Source organism: Streptomyces altiplanensis, from assembly GCF_053591575.1.
On the sequence record NZ_JBSFUB010000011.1, the window covers coordinates 106,346 to 119,987 of the forward strand.

10 protein-coding genes and 1 tRNA gene are annotated in these 13,642 nt (G+C 71.3%); 9 read left to right on the top strand and 2 right to left on the bottom strand.

Features of this window, described 5'->3' with window-relative positions; translation table 11 throughout:
- Positions 1–257: 257 nt before the first annotated feature.
- Positions 258–2,321, top strand: a complete 2,064-nt coding sequence (locus tag ACWD0Y_RS08215) for a phosphocholine-specific phospholipase C (protein ID WP_450259573.1) — start codon at positions 258–260, stop codon at positions 2,319–2,321.
- Between the two features lie 17 nt (positions 2,322–2,338).
- Here the strand turns inward: ACWD0Y_RS08215 and ACWD0Y_RS08220 are convergent, their stop codons facing one another.
- Complete coding sequence (locus tag ACWD0Y_RS08220) at positions 2,339–2,953, bottom strand: TetR/AcrR family transcriptional regulator (protein WP_450259574.1); 615 nt, start codon at positions 2,951–2,953, stop codon at positions 2,339–2,341.
- 130 nt (positions 2,954–3,083) lie between these two features.
- Here ACWD0Y_RS08220 and ACWD0Y_RS08225 point away from each other — a divergent pair, with 130 nt between their 5' ends.
- Complete coding sequence (locus tag ACWD0Y_RS08225; protein WP_450259575.1) at positions 3,084–3,872, top strand: SDR family oxidoreductase; 789 nt, start codon at positions 3,084–3,086, stop codon at positions 3,870–3,872.
- Between the two features lie 222 nt (positions 3,873–4,094).
- Here ACWD0Y_RS08225 and ACWD0Y_RS08230 read toward each other — a convergent pair.
- Positions 4,095–4,166: transfer RNA gene (locus tag ACWD0Y_RS08230), tRNA-Arg, on the bottom strand.
- Positions 4,167–4,314: 148 nt separating this feature from the next.
- On the opposite strand from ACWD0Y_RS08230, the gene ACWD0Y_RS08235 reads away from it, so the two are divergent.
- The 7 genes from ACWD0Y_RS08235 (at position 4,315) to rho (ending at position 13,559) form a co-directional block, all read left to right on the top strand.
- Positions 4,315–4,839 carry a response regulator gene (locus tag ACWD0Y_RS08235; RefSeq protein ID WP_450259603.1) on the top strand — a complete coding sequence of 175 codons (525 nt, stop codon included), beginning with the start codon at positions 4,315–4,317 and terminating at the stop codon, positions 4,837–4,839.
- Positions 4,840–4,941: 102 nt separating this feature from the next.
- Positions 4,942–6,003 carry an ArgS-related anticodon-binding protein NrtL gene (nrtL, locus tag ACWD0Y_RS08240; protein ID WP_450259576.1) on the top strand — a complete coding sequence of 354 codons (1,062 nt, stop codon included), beginning with the start codon at positions 4,942–4,944 and terminating at the stop codon, positions 6,001–6,003.
- Between the two features lie 16 nt (positions 6,004–6,019).
- The gene (gene lysA / locus ACWD0Y_RS08245) at positions 6,020–7,411 is read left to right on the top strand and encodes a diaminopimelate decarboxylase (protein WP_450259577.1); all 1,392 of its coding nucleotides are present in this window, start codon (positions 6,020–6,022) and stop codon (positions 7,409–7,411) included.
- 110 nt (positions 7,412–7,521) lie between these two features.
- Positions 7,522–8,823 (top strand): homoserine dehydrogenase, encoded by a 1,302-nt coding sequence (locus tag ACWD0Y_RS08250; RefSeq protein WP_450259604.1) that lies wholly within the window; start codon positions 7,522–7,524, stop codon positions 8,821–8,823.
- Between the two features lie 6 nt (positions 8,824–8,829).
- Positions 8,830–9,900, top strand: coding sequence for a threonine synthase (gene thrC / locus ACWD0Y_RS08255; protein ID WP_093799035.1), 1,071 nt, complete (start codon positions 8,830–8,832; stop codon positions 9,898–9,900).
- A gap of 247 nt (positions 9,901–10,147) precedes the next feature.
- Positions 10,148–11,068: a homoserine kinase gene (gene thrB / locus ACWD0Y_RS08260; protein WP_450259578.1), complete on the top strand. Its 921-nt coding sequence runs from the start codon at positions 10,148–10,150 to the stop codon at positions 11,066–11,068.
- A gap of 337 nt (positions 11,069–11,405) precedes the next feature.
- Positions 11,406–13,559: a transcription termination factor Rho gene (gene rho / locus ACWD0Y_RS08265; protein WP_450259579.1), complete on the top strand. Its 2,154-nt coding sequence runs from the start codon at positions 11,406–11,408 to the stop codon at positions 13,557–13,559.
- Positions 13,560–13,642: the final 83 nt, after the last annotated feature.

Here is a 13,642-nt window from a genome sequence, read left to right on the forward strand (position 1 = left end):
CACCAACCGGCCCGGTGGGGCTCATGGCCCTCGCGGCGCCGGTGCGGTGACGCGGCGCCGGTACGCCCGGCGCCGGTACCGCGACGCGGCGCCGGGCGCACCGGCCGGACCGGCGGGCCGGCCGGTCCGCGTTGGCGACGCGTACCGCCGCTTTTCACGGTGACGACACGCCCTCTTCCCTTCCCCCCGGTCCTCTTGGAACATTCTCTCCGCTTCCGCCCTTCCGTTCCCCCCACGCCCCAGGAGGCCCTCCACTCATGCCAGATCTCCACCGGCGCCGCTTCCTCCAGATCGCGGGGGCGACCGCGGGCTTCGCCGCCCTGTCGAGCAGCATCGACCGCGCCGCGGCCATCCCGGCCGCCCGCCGCTCCGGCACCATCCAGGACGTCGACCACATCGTCGTCCTGATGCAGGAGAACCGTTCCTTCGACCACTACTTCGGCGCGCTGAAGGGCGTACGGGGCTTCGGGGACCCGCGCCCGGTGACGCTGCCGAGCGGAAAGCCGGTCTGGCACCAGGCGGACGGCGGCAAGAAGGTGACGCTGCCGTTCCACCCGACGGCCGACGATCTGGGGATGCAGTTCCTCCAGGGCCTCAACCACGACTGGGCGGGCGGCCACAAGGCGATCAACAAGGGCAGGTACGACCAGTGGGTGCCGGCCAAGACACCCACCACCATGGCGTACCTGACGCGCGAGGACATCCCGTTCCACTACGCCCTCGCCGACAGGTTCACCGTCTGCGACGCGTACCACTGCTCGTTCGTCGGAGCCACCGACCCGAACCGCTACTACATGTGGACGGGCCACACCGGCAACGACGGCACCGGCGGCGGCCCCGTCCTCGGCAACGAGGAGGCGGGGTACGGCTGGACGACGTACCCCGAACGCCTGGAGAAGGCCGGGATCTCCTGGAAGATCTACCAGGACACCGGGGACGGCCTGGACGCCGCGGGCCACTGGGGCTGGATCAGCGACGCCTACCGCGGCAACTACGGCGACAACTCCCTCCTCTACTTCCACCAGTACCGCGACGCCGGGCCCGGCGACCCGCTCTACGACAAGGCCCGCACCGGCACCAGCGTCAAGAACGGCGACGGCTACCTCGACGACCTGAAGGCCGACGTGCGGGCCGGCCGGCTCCCGCGGATCTCCTGGATCGCCGCCCCCGAAGCCTTCACCGAGCACTCCAACTTCCCCTCGAACTACGGCGCCTGGTACATCGCACAGGTCCTGGACGCGCTGACGTCCAATCCGGAGGTGTGGAGCAGGACGGCCCTGTTCATCACGTACGACGAGAACGACGGCTTCTTCGACCACGTCGTGCCCCCGTACCCGCCGGCCTCCCCCTCCCAGGGCAAGTCCACCGCCGACACCTCCACCGAGCTCTACGCGGGCGGCACGTCGTACGCGGCGGGCAACTACGGCCTCGGCCCGCGCGTCCCGATGCTCGTCGTCTCGCCCTGGAGCACCGGCGGTTACGTCTGCTCCGAGGTCTTCGACCACACCTCGATCATCCGCTTCATGGAACGCCGCTTCGGCGTGAGCGAGCCGAACATCTCCCCGTGGCGCCGCGCGATCTGCGGCGACCTCACCTCGGCCTTCGACTTCGGTACGGCCGACCCGCGCCCCGCCGAACTGCCCGACACCGCCGCGTACGAGCCGCCGGACCGCGCACGCCACCCCGACTACCGGCCCACCGCGCCGGCGGTCGGCGCCATGCCCGTGCAGGAGCCGGGCACGCGCCCGGCCCGCCCGCTGCCGTACGCCCCGTACGTGGACGGCGCGGTGAACACGGCCGACGGCCGGATCGCCCTGACCTTCAGCCCGGGCGCCGCGGCCGGAGCGCAGTTCTACGTGACGTCGGCGAACCGCACCGACGCACCCTGGACGTACACCGCGGAAGCCGGCAAGAAGATCTCCGACACCTGGAACGCGGCGTACTCCAAGGGCGCGCACCACCTCACGGTCCACGGCCCGAACGGCTTCCTGCGCACCTTCGAGAGCCCCGCCAAGGCCGTCTGCCCCGAGGTGACGGCCCGTCACAACGCGACGACCGGGAACCTCGACCTGACCCTGGCCAACCCGGCCGGCGCCACGACCGCCCACCTCACCGTCACCAACGCCTACGGCGGGCAGCCGCAGACCTTCGCGGTGCGCGCGGGCGCCACGGTGACGCACACGGTGGACCTGCGCGCCACCAGGCGCTGGTACGACGTGTCGGTGGTCTCCGACACGCACACCACCTTCCTGCGTCGCTTCGCCGGCCACGTGGAGACCGGCGCCCCGGGGGTGAGCGACCCGGCCACCGTCACCGCCTGAGAACCGTTGACGACCCGTCAAGGACCGAGGAAGCCGCCCTCGCCCTGCCGCCCGATGCCGCGCAACAGCGTGTCGACCACACGGGTCGCCAGCTCATCGACATCGTTGGCGTCCTCGTCGACTCTCTCGGCCCGGTCGAGAGCGGCTTCGTGAATGAGGGCGTAATAGACGCGGCGGGCCCATACCAGGTCCGTGTCGGGTCGGAGTACGCCGGTGTCGCGCGCCCGCCGGAACAGCCGGTCGCACTGGTCGAGTACATCGGCGTGCGCCCGTGCCACCTCCGGGTCCTCCGGGGCCGTCCTGCTCATCGCGAACCCCCAGCCGATCTTGACCCGGAGGACGTTGGCCGTCGCCTGGTAGAGGGCCACCAGCGGCGGGGCGCTGTCGGGGTGGGCGCTCGTCACGGCTTCGTGGAACTGCCGCGTCGCCCATGCCGCCAGGGCGTCCACCAGGGCCTCGCGGCTGGTGAACCGGCGGTGCACGGTCGTCCGCGCGACGCCCGCGGCCTCCGCGATCTGCTCCATGGTCGCCGCCGGATTGGCGCCGAGGACGCGTTCGGCGGCCTCCAGGATGACCCTGACCGTCCGCTCGGCGTCCGCGCGCAGCGGCCGCTGCCGACTCTTGCGTTCCACGGAGCTCCTTTCCTCTTCCACCCCACAAGACTACGCCGAAGTTGCCACTCACCCATTACTTGCAACACTGATGTAGCAACTCCTAAGCTTCAAGCATCTCCAAAGCCACACTTTCGAAGAGGGGCACCCCATGGACCTGCAACTGACCGGCAAGGCGGCTGTCGTGACCGGTGCGAGCCGGGGCATCGGCCTCGCCACCGTCTCCGCACTGGTGGGCGAGGGCATGCGGGTGGTGGCCGCAGCGCGGGTGATCACACCGGAACTCAAGGCCACCGGCGCGATCGGCGTGCCCGTGGACCTCTCCACTCCCGACGGCCCCGCCCGCCTCGTCGCCGAGGCCGAGGCCGAACTCGGCGGACTGGACCTCCTGGTCAACAACGTGGGGGGCGGTGACGCGGGCGAGGGCCAGACGGGCGGCTTCCTCACCTTCACCGACCAGCAGTGGCACGACGCGTTCGACCTGAACTTCCTCGCCGCGGTCCGCACCACCCGGGCGGCGCTGCCCCGCCTCGCGGACGGCGGCGGCTCCGTCGTCAACATCTCCTCCAACAGCGCCCGGACGCCGCACGCCGGCCCCATCACGTACACCACCGCGAAGGCGGCACTGACCGCGTTCGGCAAGGCGCTGGCGGAGGAGTTCGGACCTCAGGGCATACGCGTCAACACGGTCTCGCCCGGCCCCGTCCGCACCGACCTGTGGGAAAGCCCCGACGGTTACGGAGCCGCGCTGGCCCGGTCGATGGGCGTGGAGCAGGAGCAACTCCTGGCACAGCTCCCGGCCGCCATGGGAATGGTGACCGGCAGGTTGGTCCGCCCCGACGAGGTCGCCGCCCTCGTCGCCTACCTGGCCTCCCCCCTCGCGGGCAGCGTCACCGGCGCGGACCACATCATCGACGGAGGCGCGGTCAAGACGGTCTGAACCGGCCGAGCCGTCTCAAGACCGGCTTGCGGACGGCGACCACGACCCCTGCGCCCGCGACACGAGCCCCGCACGCCGCTCAACGAGGTGCACCGCGGCCGCACAGTGGCGCCGAAGGTTCATTCGCCACGACAAAGAGCCGGACCCAGCAGTACTGGGTCCGGCTCTCAATGTCTGGCACTTCCGCAGGTCAGCGGATATTCCACGCTGGTCCGGCTTCTGTGCCCCCGGCAGGATTCGAACCTGCGCACACGGCTCCGGAGGCCGTTGCTCTATCCCCTGAGCTACGGGGGCGTACCGCCGCGGTGAGCGGCGACGGGTTGAACACTACCAGCTCCTGCCGGGTGCCCGGGAACAGGTATTTCGGAGTCCCCGTCCGGTCCCCGCGCGAGCCCGCCCCGCCCTCCCCCCGCCCTCGCCCCGCCCCGGTTTCCCCGTGCGAGTGGAAGTGGGGAAAACCCGGACGCGGCGCCGCGGCGCAACCTACTCTCGAGTTGTGCCAGGCGTGTCCGGCCGCGTGCTTGTTGTGGACGACAACAAGGTCATCCGGCAGCTGATCAGGGTCAATCTCGAGCTGGAGGGCTTCGAGGTGGTGACCGCGGCCGACGGTGCCGAATGTCTGGACGTCGTCCACCGGGTCCGTCCCGACGTGGTCACGCTGGATGTGGTGATGCCCCGCCTCGACGGCATGCGTACGGCCGCCCGCCTCAGGGAAGACCCGCGGACCAGCCGTCTGCCCGTCGCGATCATCAGTGCGTGTACGCAGTACGAGGTGGAGAGCGGCCTCGCCGCCGGGGTCGACGCCTTCCTCTCCAAGCCCTTCGAGCCCGCCGAGCTGGTCAGGGTCGTGCGGCAGCTGTTGGACCGTGAAGCCCCGCTGTCCCCCGACGGCCGGCGCGAGGCCGAGGCCGAAGCCGAAGCCGAAGCTGAGGTCGAAGCCGGGCAGGCGGAGCGTACGGCCGGTTGACGCGGTGGCCGGCGTGGTGATCGATGCGGTGGCCGGCCCGGCGGTGACCGGATGGCGAAACCGGTTCGCGTAGCGCCCCCCCTCCTCCCATACGCTTGTCCCGTGACCCCCGCAGAGCTCTCCCGTACCGTGCTGCGCGCCGTGCGTCGCGCCGTCGACGAGGACGTGCTGCGGGCGCAGGTGCCGGAGCGGGCCGTCGTCGAGCGGCCGCGGCCCGGCGGCCGCGGGGACTACGCCACCAACGTCGCCCTCAAGCTCGCCGGTCCCGCCGGCCTCCCCGCCCGCGAGGTCGCCGAGATCCTCCGCGGCCTCCTCGTCACCGACGCCTCCATCGCCGGGATCGAGGTCACCGGGCCGGGGTTCCTGAACTTCACGCTCGCTCACGACGTGCACACCTCTGTCGTACGTACGATCCTGACGCGGGGCCGTGCGTACGGGCACGGGGCCGTGCTCGCCGGAGAAGTCGTCCGGGTCGGGCCCGGCCTCCGCGACGACGCCGTGGCCCGGCTGCTCCATGCGATGGGTGCGAGCGTCGCCCGTAGCGTGAGCGTCATCCGCAGCGCGAGCGTCGCCCGTGACGCGAGTGCGACGGGTGCGCGTACGGGTACGGGAACCGAAACGGAAATGGAAGACGCCGAGAGCGACGGGAGCGCAGCCCCCGTCGCCCGGCTCGGGCGCGACGCCGCCGCCTGGAGCCTCATCTGGCCCACGGCCGTCCCCGCCCCCGAAGACCTCCTCGTGCAGCGCGAGACCAACCCCCTCTTCCGGGTGCGGTACGCCCACGCCCGCACCCGCGCCCTCACCCGCAACGCCACCGCCCTCGGCTTCCGGGCGGGACAGACCGGAGGAGAAGCGGGAAGAGGAGGGGACGCAGCGGAAACAGCGGAAACAGAGAGCGGCGCCGCGCTCCTCCGCGCCCTCGCCGACTACCCCGCCGCCCTCGAAGCCGCCGCCCGCCACCGTGCGCCCGACCGGCTCGCACGGCACCTGGACAGGGTGGCGGAGGCATTCTTCCGCTTCCACGACACGCACTCCGTCCTGCCCCGCGGTGACGAGAAACCCTCGGTCGCCCACCGTTCCCGGCTGGCCCTCGCCGAGGCCACCGGGACGGTGCTCGCCGGCGGCCTGTCCTTGCTCGGCATCAGCGCACCCGAACATCTGTGAGAGAGACAGAAGGACCATGAGCCGTTCCGCACACCCCGCCGGGCCCCGCCACGCCGACGTCCTCACCGAGGGCCACTACTCCGCCCCGCCCACCGACCTCAACGCCCTCGACGAGAAGGTCTGGGCGCGTACCGTCCGCCGCAACGACGACGGTGTCGTCACCGTCGGCGGCATCGAGGTGAGCCGCCTCGCCGAGGAGTTCGGCACGCCCGCCTACTTCCTCGACGAGTCCGACTTCCGTGCCCGGTGCCGGGCCTGGGCCGACGCCTTCGGGCAGGACGCCGACGTGTTCTACGCCGGCAAGGCGTTCCTTTCCCGTGCCGTCGTCCGCTGGCTCCAGGAGGAGGGGCTCAACCTGGACGTCTGCTCGGGCGGGGAGCTCACCACCGCCCTCGACGCGGGCATGCCCGCCGAGCGCATCGCCTTCCACGGCAACAACAAGTCGGCCGAAGAGATCGAGAAGGCCGTACGCGCCGGTGTCGGGCGGATCGTCCTCGACTCCTTCCAGGAGATCGTCCGCGTCGCGCACATCGCCCAGAGCCAGGGCAGGCGCCAGCGCGTCCAGATCCGCGTGACGGTCGGCGTCGAGGCCCATACGCACGAGTTCATCGCGACCGCCCACGAGGACCAGAAGTTCGGGATCGCGCTCGCGGACGGGCAGGCTGCGGAAGCGGTCCGCCGCGCCCTGCGGCTCGACGGGCTCGAGCTCATCGGCATCCACTCGCACATCGGGTCGCAGATCTTCGACATGGCCGGCTTCGAGGTGTCCGCGCGCCGCGTCGTGCAGCTGCTCGCGGAGGTACGCGACGAGCACGGCGTCGAGCTGCCCGAGATCGACCTCGGCGGCGGTCTCGGCATCGCGTACACCTCCGAGGACGACCCCCGCGAGCCGCACGAGATTGCCAAGGCGCTCACCGAGATCGTCACCCGCGAGTGCGAGTCCGCCGGGCTGGCCACCCCCCGCATCTCCGTCGAGCCGGGACGCGCCATCGTCGGGCCGACCGCCTTCACGCTCTACGAGGTCGGCACCATCAAGCCCCTGGAGGGGCTGCGTACGTACGTGAGCGTGGACGGCGGCATGTCGGACAACATCCGCACCGCGCTCTACGACGCCGAGTACAGCGTGGCCCTCGTGTCGCGGACCTCCGACGCCGAGCCGATGCTCACCCGCGTCGTCGGCAAGCACTGCGAGAGCGGCGACATCGTCGTGAGGGACGCCTTCCTGCCCGCCGACCTCGCGCCCGGTGATCTCATCGCCGTGCCCGCCACCGGTGCGTACTGCCGGTCCATGGCGAGCAACTACAACCACGCGCTGCGTCCGCCCGTCGTAGCCGTCAACGAGGGCGGGGCGCGCGTGATCGTCCGGCGCGAGACGGAGGAAGATCTCCTGCGTCTCGATGTCGGGTGATGAAATAGATGTCTCGCAATCTGGACCGGGGGCAGAAACTCCCGTCCGGTGAGTGAGACTGGTTCACACTCGAGCAAGAGAAGGCTGTGCTGATGAAAGGCGTAGGTCGGATGATGCGTACGCGTCCGCTGAAGGTGGCGCTGCTGGGCTGTGGTGTGGTCGGCTCAGAGGTGGCGCGCATCATGACGACGCACGCCGACGACCTCGCCGCCCGCATCGGGGCCCCGGTCGAGCTGGCCGGGGTCGCGGTGCGGCGCCCCTCCAAGGTCCGTGAGGGCATCGACCCCGCACTGGTCACCACCGACGCGACCGCCCTGGTCAAACGGGGCGACATCGACGTCGTCGTCGAGGTCATCGGCGGCATCGAGCCCGCCCGCACCCTCATCACCACCGCCTTCGAGCACGGCGCCTCCGTCGTCTCCGCGAACAAGGCACTGCTCGCGGAGGACGGCGCGGCCCTGCACGCCGCCGCCGAGGAGCACGGGCGGGACCTGTACTACGAGGCCGCCGTCGCCGGCGCCATCCCGCTCGTACGGCCGCTGCGCGAGTCCCTCGCCGGAGACAAGGTCAACCGCGTCCTCGGCATCGTCAACGGGACGACGAACTTCATCCTCGACAGGATGGACACGAGCGGAGCCGGTTACTCCGAGGCGCTCGACGAGGCCACCGCCCTCGGGTACGCCGAAGCCGACCCCACCGCCGACGTCGAGGGTTTCGACGCCGCCGCCAAGGCCGCCATCCTGGCCGGGATCGCCTTCCACACCCGGGTCAGGATCGGCGACGTGCACCGCGAGGGCCTGACCGAGGTCACCGCCGCGGACATCGCCTCCGCCAAGCGCATGGGCTGCACCGTCAAGCTCCTCGCGATCTGTGAGCGCGCCGCCGACGGCAAGTCCGTCACCGCGCGCGTCCACCCGGCGATGATCCCGCTGACCCACCCGCTGGCATCGGTCCGCGAGGCGTACAACGCGGTCTTCGTCGAGGCCGAGGCGGCCGGGCAGCTGATGTTCTACGGCCCCGGCGCCGGCGGCGCTCCGACCGCCTCCGCGGTCCTCGGCGACCTCGTCGCCGTCTGCCGGAACCTGGTCGCCAAGACCACCGGACCGGGCGAGTCCGCGTACACCCAGCTTCCTGTCAGCCCCATGGGCGAGGTCGTCACGCGGTACCACATCAGCCTCGATGTGGCCGACAAACCGGGCGTTCTCGCCCAGGTCGCGATGGTCTTCGCCGAGCACGGCGTGTCGATCGACACGGTGCGCCAGCAGAGCCGGCAGGACGGAGGCGGCGAGGCATCCCTCGTCGTCGTCACCCACCGCGCGCCCGACGCCGCCCTCTCGGGGACCGTCGAGGCGCTGCGCAAGCTCGACACCGTGCGCGGTGTCGCCAGCATCATGCGTGTTGAAGGGGAGTAAGGACCCATGACCACCAACGGCACCCACCAGTGGCGCGGCATCATCGAGGAGTACCGGGACCGTCTGCCGGTCACGGCCACGACGCCGGTCGTCACGCTCCGTGAGGGTGGCACGCCGCTCGTACCGGCGCAGGTCCTCTCCGAGCGCACGGGCTGCGAGGTGCACCTCAAGGTCGAGGGCGCCAACCCCACCGGGTCCTTCAAGGACCGCGGCATGACCATGGCGATCACCCGCGCCAAGGAGGAGGGCGCGAAGGCCGTCATCTGCGCCTCCACCGGCAACACGTCGGCCTCGGCCGCCGCCTACGCGGTACGTGCCGGGATGGTCTGCGCCGTCCTCGTACCGCAGGGCAAGATCGCGCTCGGCAAGATGGGCCAGGCCCTCGTGCACGGCGCCAAGATCCTCCAGGTCGACGGGAACTTCGACGACTGCCTGACGCTGGCCCGCAGCCTGTCGGACAACTACCCGGTGGCGCTGGTCAATTCGGTCAACCCGGTCCGCATCGAGGGCCAGAAGACCGCCGCCTTCGAGATCGTCGACGCGCTCGGTGACGCCCCGGACATCCACGTGCTTCCCGTGGGCAACGCCGGCAACATCACGGCGTACTGGAAGGGCTACCGCGAGTACGCCGCCGACGGGATCTCCGCGCGCACCCCGCGCATGTGGGGCTTCCAGGCCTCCGGGTCCGCGCCCATCGTGCGCGGCGAGGTCGTCAAGGACCCGCACACCGTCGCCACCGCGATTCGCATCGGCAACCCGGCCTCCTGGCAGTACGCCCTCGCGGCGCGCGACGAGTCGGGCGGCTTCATCGACGAGGTGACGGACCGCCAGATCCTGTCCGCCTACCGCCTGTTGGCCTCCCAGGAGGGCGTCTTCGTCGAGCCCGCCTCGGCGGCCAGCGTCGCCGGTCTGCTCAAGGCCGCCGACGAGGGCAAGGTCGACCCGGGGCAGAGGATCGTGTGCACGGTGACCGGCAACGGCCTCAAGGACCCGGACTGGGCGGTGGCCGGAGCGCCGCAGCCGGTCACGGTGCCCGTGGACGCCGTCACCGCCGCGGAGCGCCTCGGCCTCGCGTAGGCGTGGGCCCGGCGGGGTAAAACCCCGTAAGGCCAGACATAGGCGCACAGGACGGCCCGCGACACGCATCGTGCGCCTCCTGTGCGCCCTATGTCGTCACAGAACCTTCCTTCGATAGGCTGTACCCCACCCGCCCCGCCGCATATGCCGCGGTGCTGTTGCCGTCATGGCCTTCGGGTGTTCATACATCCTTCACAATGTCGCAGTTCTCACCATCTCGCAGTCCCACAAGGAGAGTCGTCGAGCGATGGCCGGTCCCGCGTTCCGCGCCGCCGCCGTAAGGGTGCGCGTCCCCGCCACCAGCGCAAATCTTGGTCCCGGCTTCGACGCCCTGGGCCTGTCGCTGGGGCTGTACGACGATGTCGTCGTCCGGGTCGCCGACTCCGGGCTGCACATCGACATCGCAGGTGAGGGCGGGGAGACGCTGCCCCGCGACGAGAGCCACCTGCTCGTACGGTCGCTCCGTACCGCCTTCGACCTGCTCGGCGGACAGCCGCGCGGCCTCGAGGTCGTCTGCGCCAACCGCATCCCGCACGGCCGGGGCCTGGGCTCGTCCTCCGCCGCCATCTGCGCCGGCATCGTCGCCGCGCGCGCGGTGACCATAGGCGGCGACGCGCGGCTCGACGACGCCGCGCTGCTGGAGCTGGCGACCGAGATCGAGGGCCACCCCGACAACGTAGCCGCCTGCCTGCTCGGCGGCTTCACGCTCGCCTGGACCGACGGGGGAGCGGCCAGGGCGATCAGGATGGATCCTGCGGATTCCGTCGTTCCGGTGGTCTTCGTCCCCGGAAAGCCGGTGCTGACCGAGACCGCCCGGGGTCTGCTGCCGCGCACCGTCCCCCATGTGGACGCCGCCTCCAACGCGGGCCGCGCCGCCCTCCTCGTGGAGGCGCTGACCAGGCGTCCCGAGCTGCTGCTCGCGGCGACCGAGGACCGGCTCCACCAGGACTACCGCGCCCCGGCGATGCCGGAGAGCCTGGCCCTGGTCAACCGGCTGCGCGCGGACGGCGTCCCGGCGGTCATCTCCGGCGCGGGCCCCACGGTGCTCGCGCTGACCGAGGACAGTGCGGCGGACAAGGTCGCACGGCTGGCGGGCGAGGGGTGGGCGGCCAACCGGCTGGCTCTCGACGCCACGGGAGCGAGCGTTCTGCCGCTCGGTTCCCAGTGACACGCGATTGCCGGTGAACGAGAGGGGGAATATTTGTTGGATCCGGTAGTGTTAATCTCAAGTCTGCACCCGGCGTCCTTGTGGCGCGGTGCATCGTGTCCCCGTTCGGGACCACCATTCTTCCGGGAGCCTCCTCCACTGCCTGAGCAGCCTGCCTGAGCAGTTTCGAGCACGCTCCGGAACCGGCAATGTACAGAGCCGGACCCCCAGCACGTTTATTTCTTCCGCCGTATCCGGCGGACCACCGCCCCGGCACGGTTCACCAAGACCGCAGTCGGACAGCACAACCGGTCGCCGAGCCAGACAGGCCGACGTCCGCTCCAGGGAAGGACCCTTCGTGAGCGACACCACCGATCTGATGGGCGTGACTGCCGACAAGAATGTCGACAACACCGCGCCCGCCGCAGGTGCTGCCACTGGTAGTGCCGTACGGCGCCGCCGCTCCGGCACCGGCCTCGAGGGCATGGTCCTGGCCGAGCTGCAGCAGGTCGCGTCCGGCCTCGGGATCAGGGGCACCGCGCGGATGCGCAAGAGCCAGCTGATCGAGGTCATCAAGGAAGCGCAGGCAGGGGGCTCGGCCCCGGCGAAGAGCGCCGAGAAGGCCGGCTCCGCTGCCGAGACCAAGCCGAAGCGCCGCGCCACCTCCAAGGCGCGTACGGGAGACGAGGCCGCTGCGGCCACGGCCGCCGCGCCCGCCGCCGAGAAGGCCGTTGCCCAGCAGCAGATCGAGATCCCCGGTCAGCCGGCCGGGGGCCCCGCCCGCGATGGGGGCGCCTCCCGCGCGAGCGAAGCCGAGCGTGGGGGAGACGACCAGCCGGTCGGCGAGCGCCGCCGGCGCCGCGCCACCGCCCAGGCGGGCAGCCCCGAGACGGCTGTCGCCACCGAGGTGAAGACCGAGCTCAGGACCGAGAAGGCCGAGGCCAGGGCCGACCGGACGGAAGCCAGGACGGACACGCAGTCCGCCGAGGCCAAGTCCGAGACCGCCGTCACGGCGCCTTCTCAAGAGGGCGCCGAGGGCCGCCGGGGCGACCGCCAGGAGCGCGGTCAGCGTGGCGACCGTCGCGAGCGCGGCAACCAGCGTGACCGGGGCGACCGCCAGGAACGCGGTGACCGTGGCGACCGCCAGGACCGCGGGGAGCGCGGCGAGCGCCGTGACCGCGGCAAGGGCGACGACCAGGGCGGCCAGCGCCAGCAGCGCCAGGGCGGTCAGGGCGGCGGCCAGAGCAGCGGCCCGCAGGACGACGACGACTTCGAGGGCGGCCGCCGCGGCCGCCGCGGCCGCTACCGCGACCGCCGTGGCCGTCGTGGCCGCGACGAGTTCGGCAGCGACGCGCCGCCGGTCTCCGACGACGACGTCCTGATCCCGGTCGCGGGCATCCTGGACATCCTCGACAACTACGCGTTCATCCGGACCTCCGGCTACCTGCCGGGCCCGAACGACGTGTACGTGTCCCTGGCCCAGGTCCGCAAGAACGGCCTGCGCAAGGGCGACCACGTCACCGGCGCCGTCCGCCAGCCCAAGGACGGCGAGCGCCGCGAGAAGTTCAACGCGCTCGTCCGCCTCGACTCGGCGAACGGCATGGCGGCCGAATCCGGCCGCGGCCGTCCGGAGTTCCAGAAGCTGACTCCGCTGTACCCGCAGGACCGTCTGCGCCTCGAGACCGACCCGGGCGTCCTGACGACCCGGATCATCGACCTCGTCGCGCCGATCGGCAAGGGCCAGCGCGGCCTGATCGTGGCCCCGCCGAAGACCGGCAAGACCATGATCATGCAGGCGATCGCCAACGCGATCACGGTCAACAACCCCGAGTGCCACCTGATGGTCGTCCTCGTCGACGAGCGGCCCGAAGAGGTCACCGACATGCAGCGGTCGGTGAAGGGCGAGGTCATCTCCTCGACCTTCGACCGCCCGGCCGAGGACCACACCACCGTCGCCGAACTGGCCATCGAGCGTGCGAAGCGTCTCGTCGAGCTGGGTCACGACGTGGTCGTCCTGCTGGACTCGATCACCCGTCTGGGCCGTGCGTACAACCTCGCGGCCCCCGCCTCCGGACGCATCCTGTCCGGTGGTGTCGACTCGACCGCGCTCTACCCGCCGAAGCGCTTCTTCGGTGCGGCGCGCAACATCGAGGACGGCGGCTCGCTGACCATCCTGGCCACCGCGCTGGTCGAGACCGGCTCGCGCATGGACGAGGTGATCTTCGAGGAGTTCAAGGGCACCGGCAACATGGAGCTCAAGCTCGACCGGAAGCTCGCCGACAAGCGCATCTTCCCGGCTGTGGACGTCGACCCGTCCGGCACCCGCAAGGAGGAGATCCTCCTCAACGCGGAAGAGCTCGCCATCGTCTGGAAGCTGCGCCGGGTGCTGCACGCACTCGACTCGCAGCAGGCGATCGAGCTCCTGCTGGACAAGATGAAGCAGACCAAGTCGAACGCCGAGTTCCTGATGCAGATCGCGAAGACGACCCCTTCGGGCAACGGCAGCGACTGACCGCCGCAGCGCGACACCGGCCGCCCCGTCACGGAAGTGACGGGGCGGCTTTGCTGTGTCCGGCGGCACGTCCCTCTGTGAGG

Excerpts from the sequence above, each read along its gene's own strand:
- ACWD0Y_RS08215 (WP_450259573.1), top strand. The coding sequence starts at position 258 with ATGCCAGATCTCCACCGGCGCCGCTTCCTCCAGATCGCGGGGGCGACC.
- ACWD0Y_RS08225 (WP_450259575.1), top strand. The coding sequence starts at position 3,084 with ATGGACCTGCAACTGACCGGCAAGGCGGCTGTCGTGACCGGTGCGAGC.
- lysA (WP_450259577.1), top strand. The coding sequence starts at position 6,020 with ATGAGCCGTTCCGCACACCCCGCCGGGCCCCGCCACGCCGACGTCCTC.
- ACWD0Y_RS08250 (WP_450259604.1), top strand. The coding sequence starts at position 7,522 with ATGATGCGTACGCGTCCGCTGAAGGTGGCGCTGCTGGGCTGTGGTGTG.
- thrC (WP_093799035.1), top strand. The coding sequence starts at position 8,830 with ATGACCACCAACGGCACCCACCAGTGGCGCGGCATCATCGAGGAGTAC.
- thrB (WP_450259578.1), top strand. The coding sequence starts at position 10,148 with ATGGCCGGTCCCGCGTTCCGCGCCGCCGCCGTAAGGGTGCGCGTCCCC.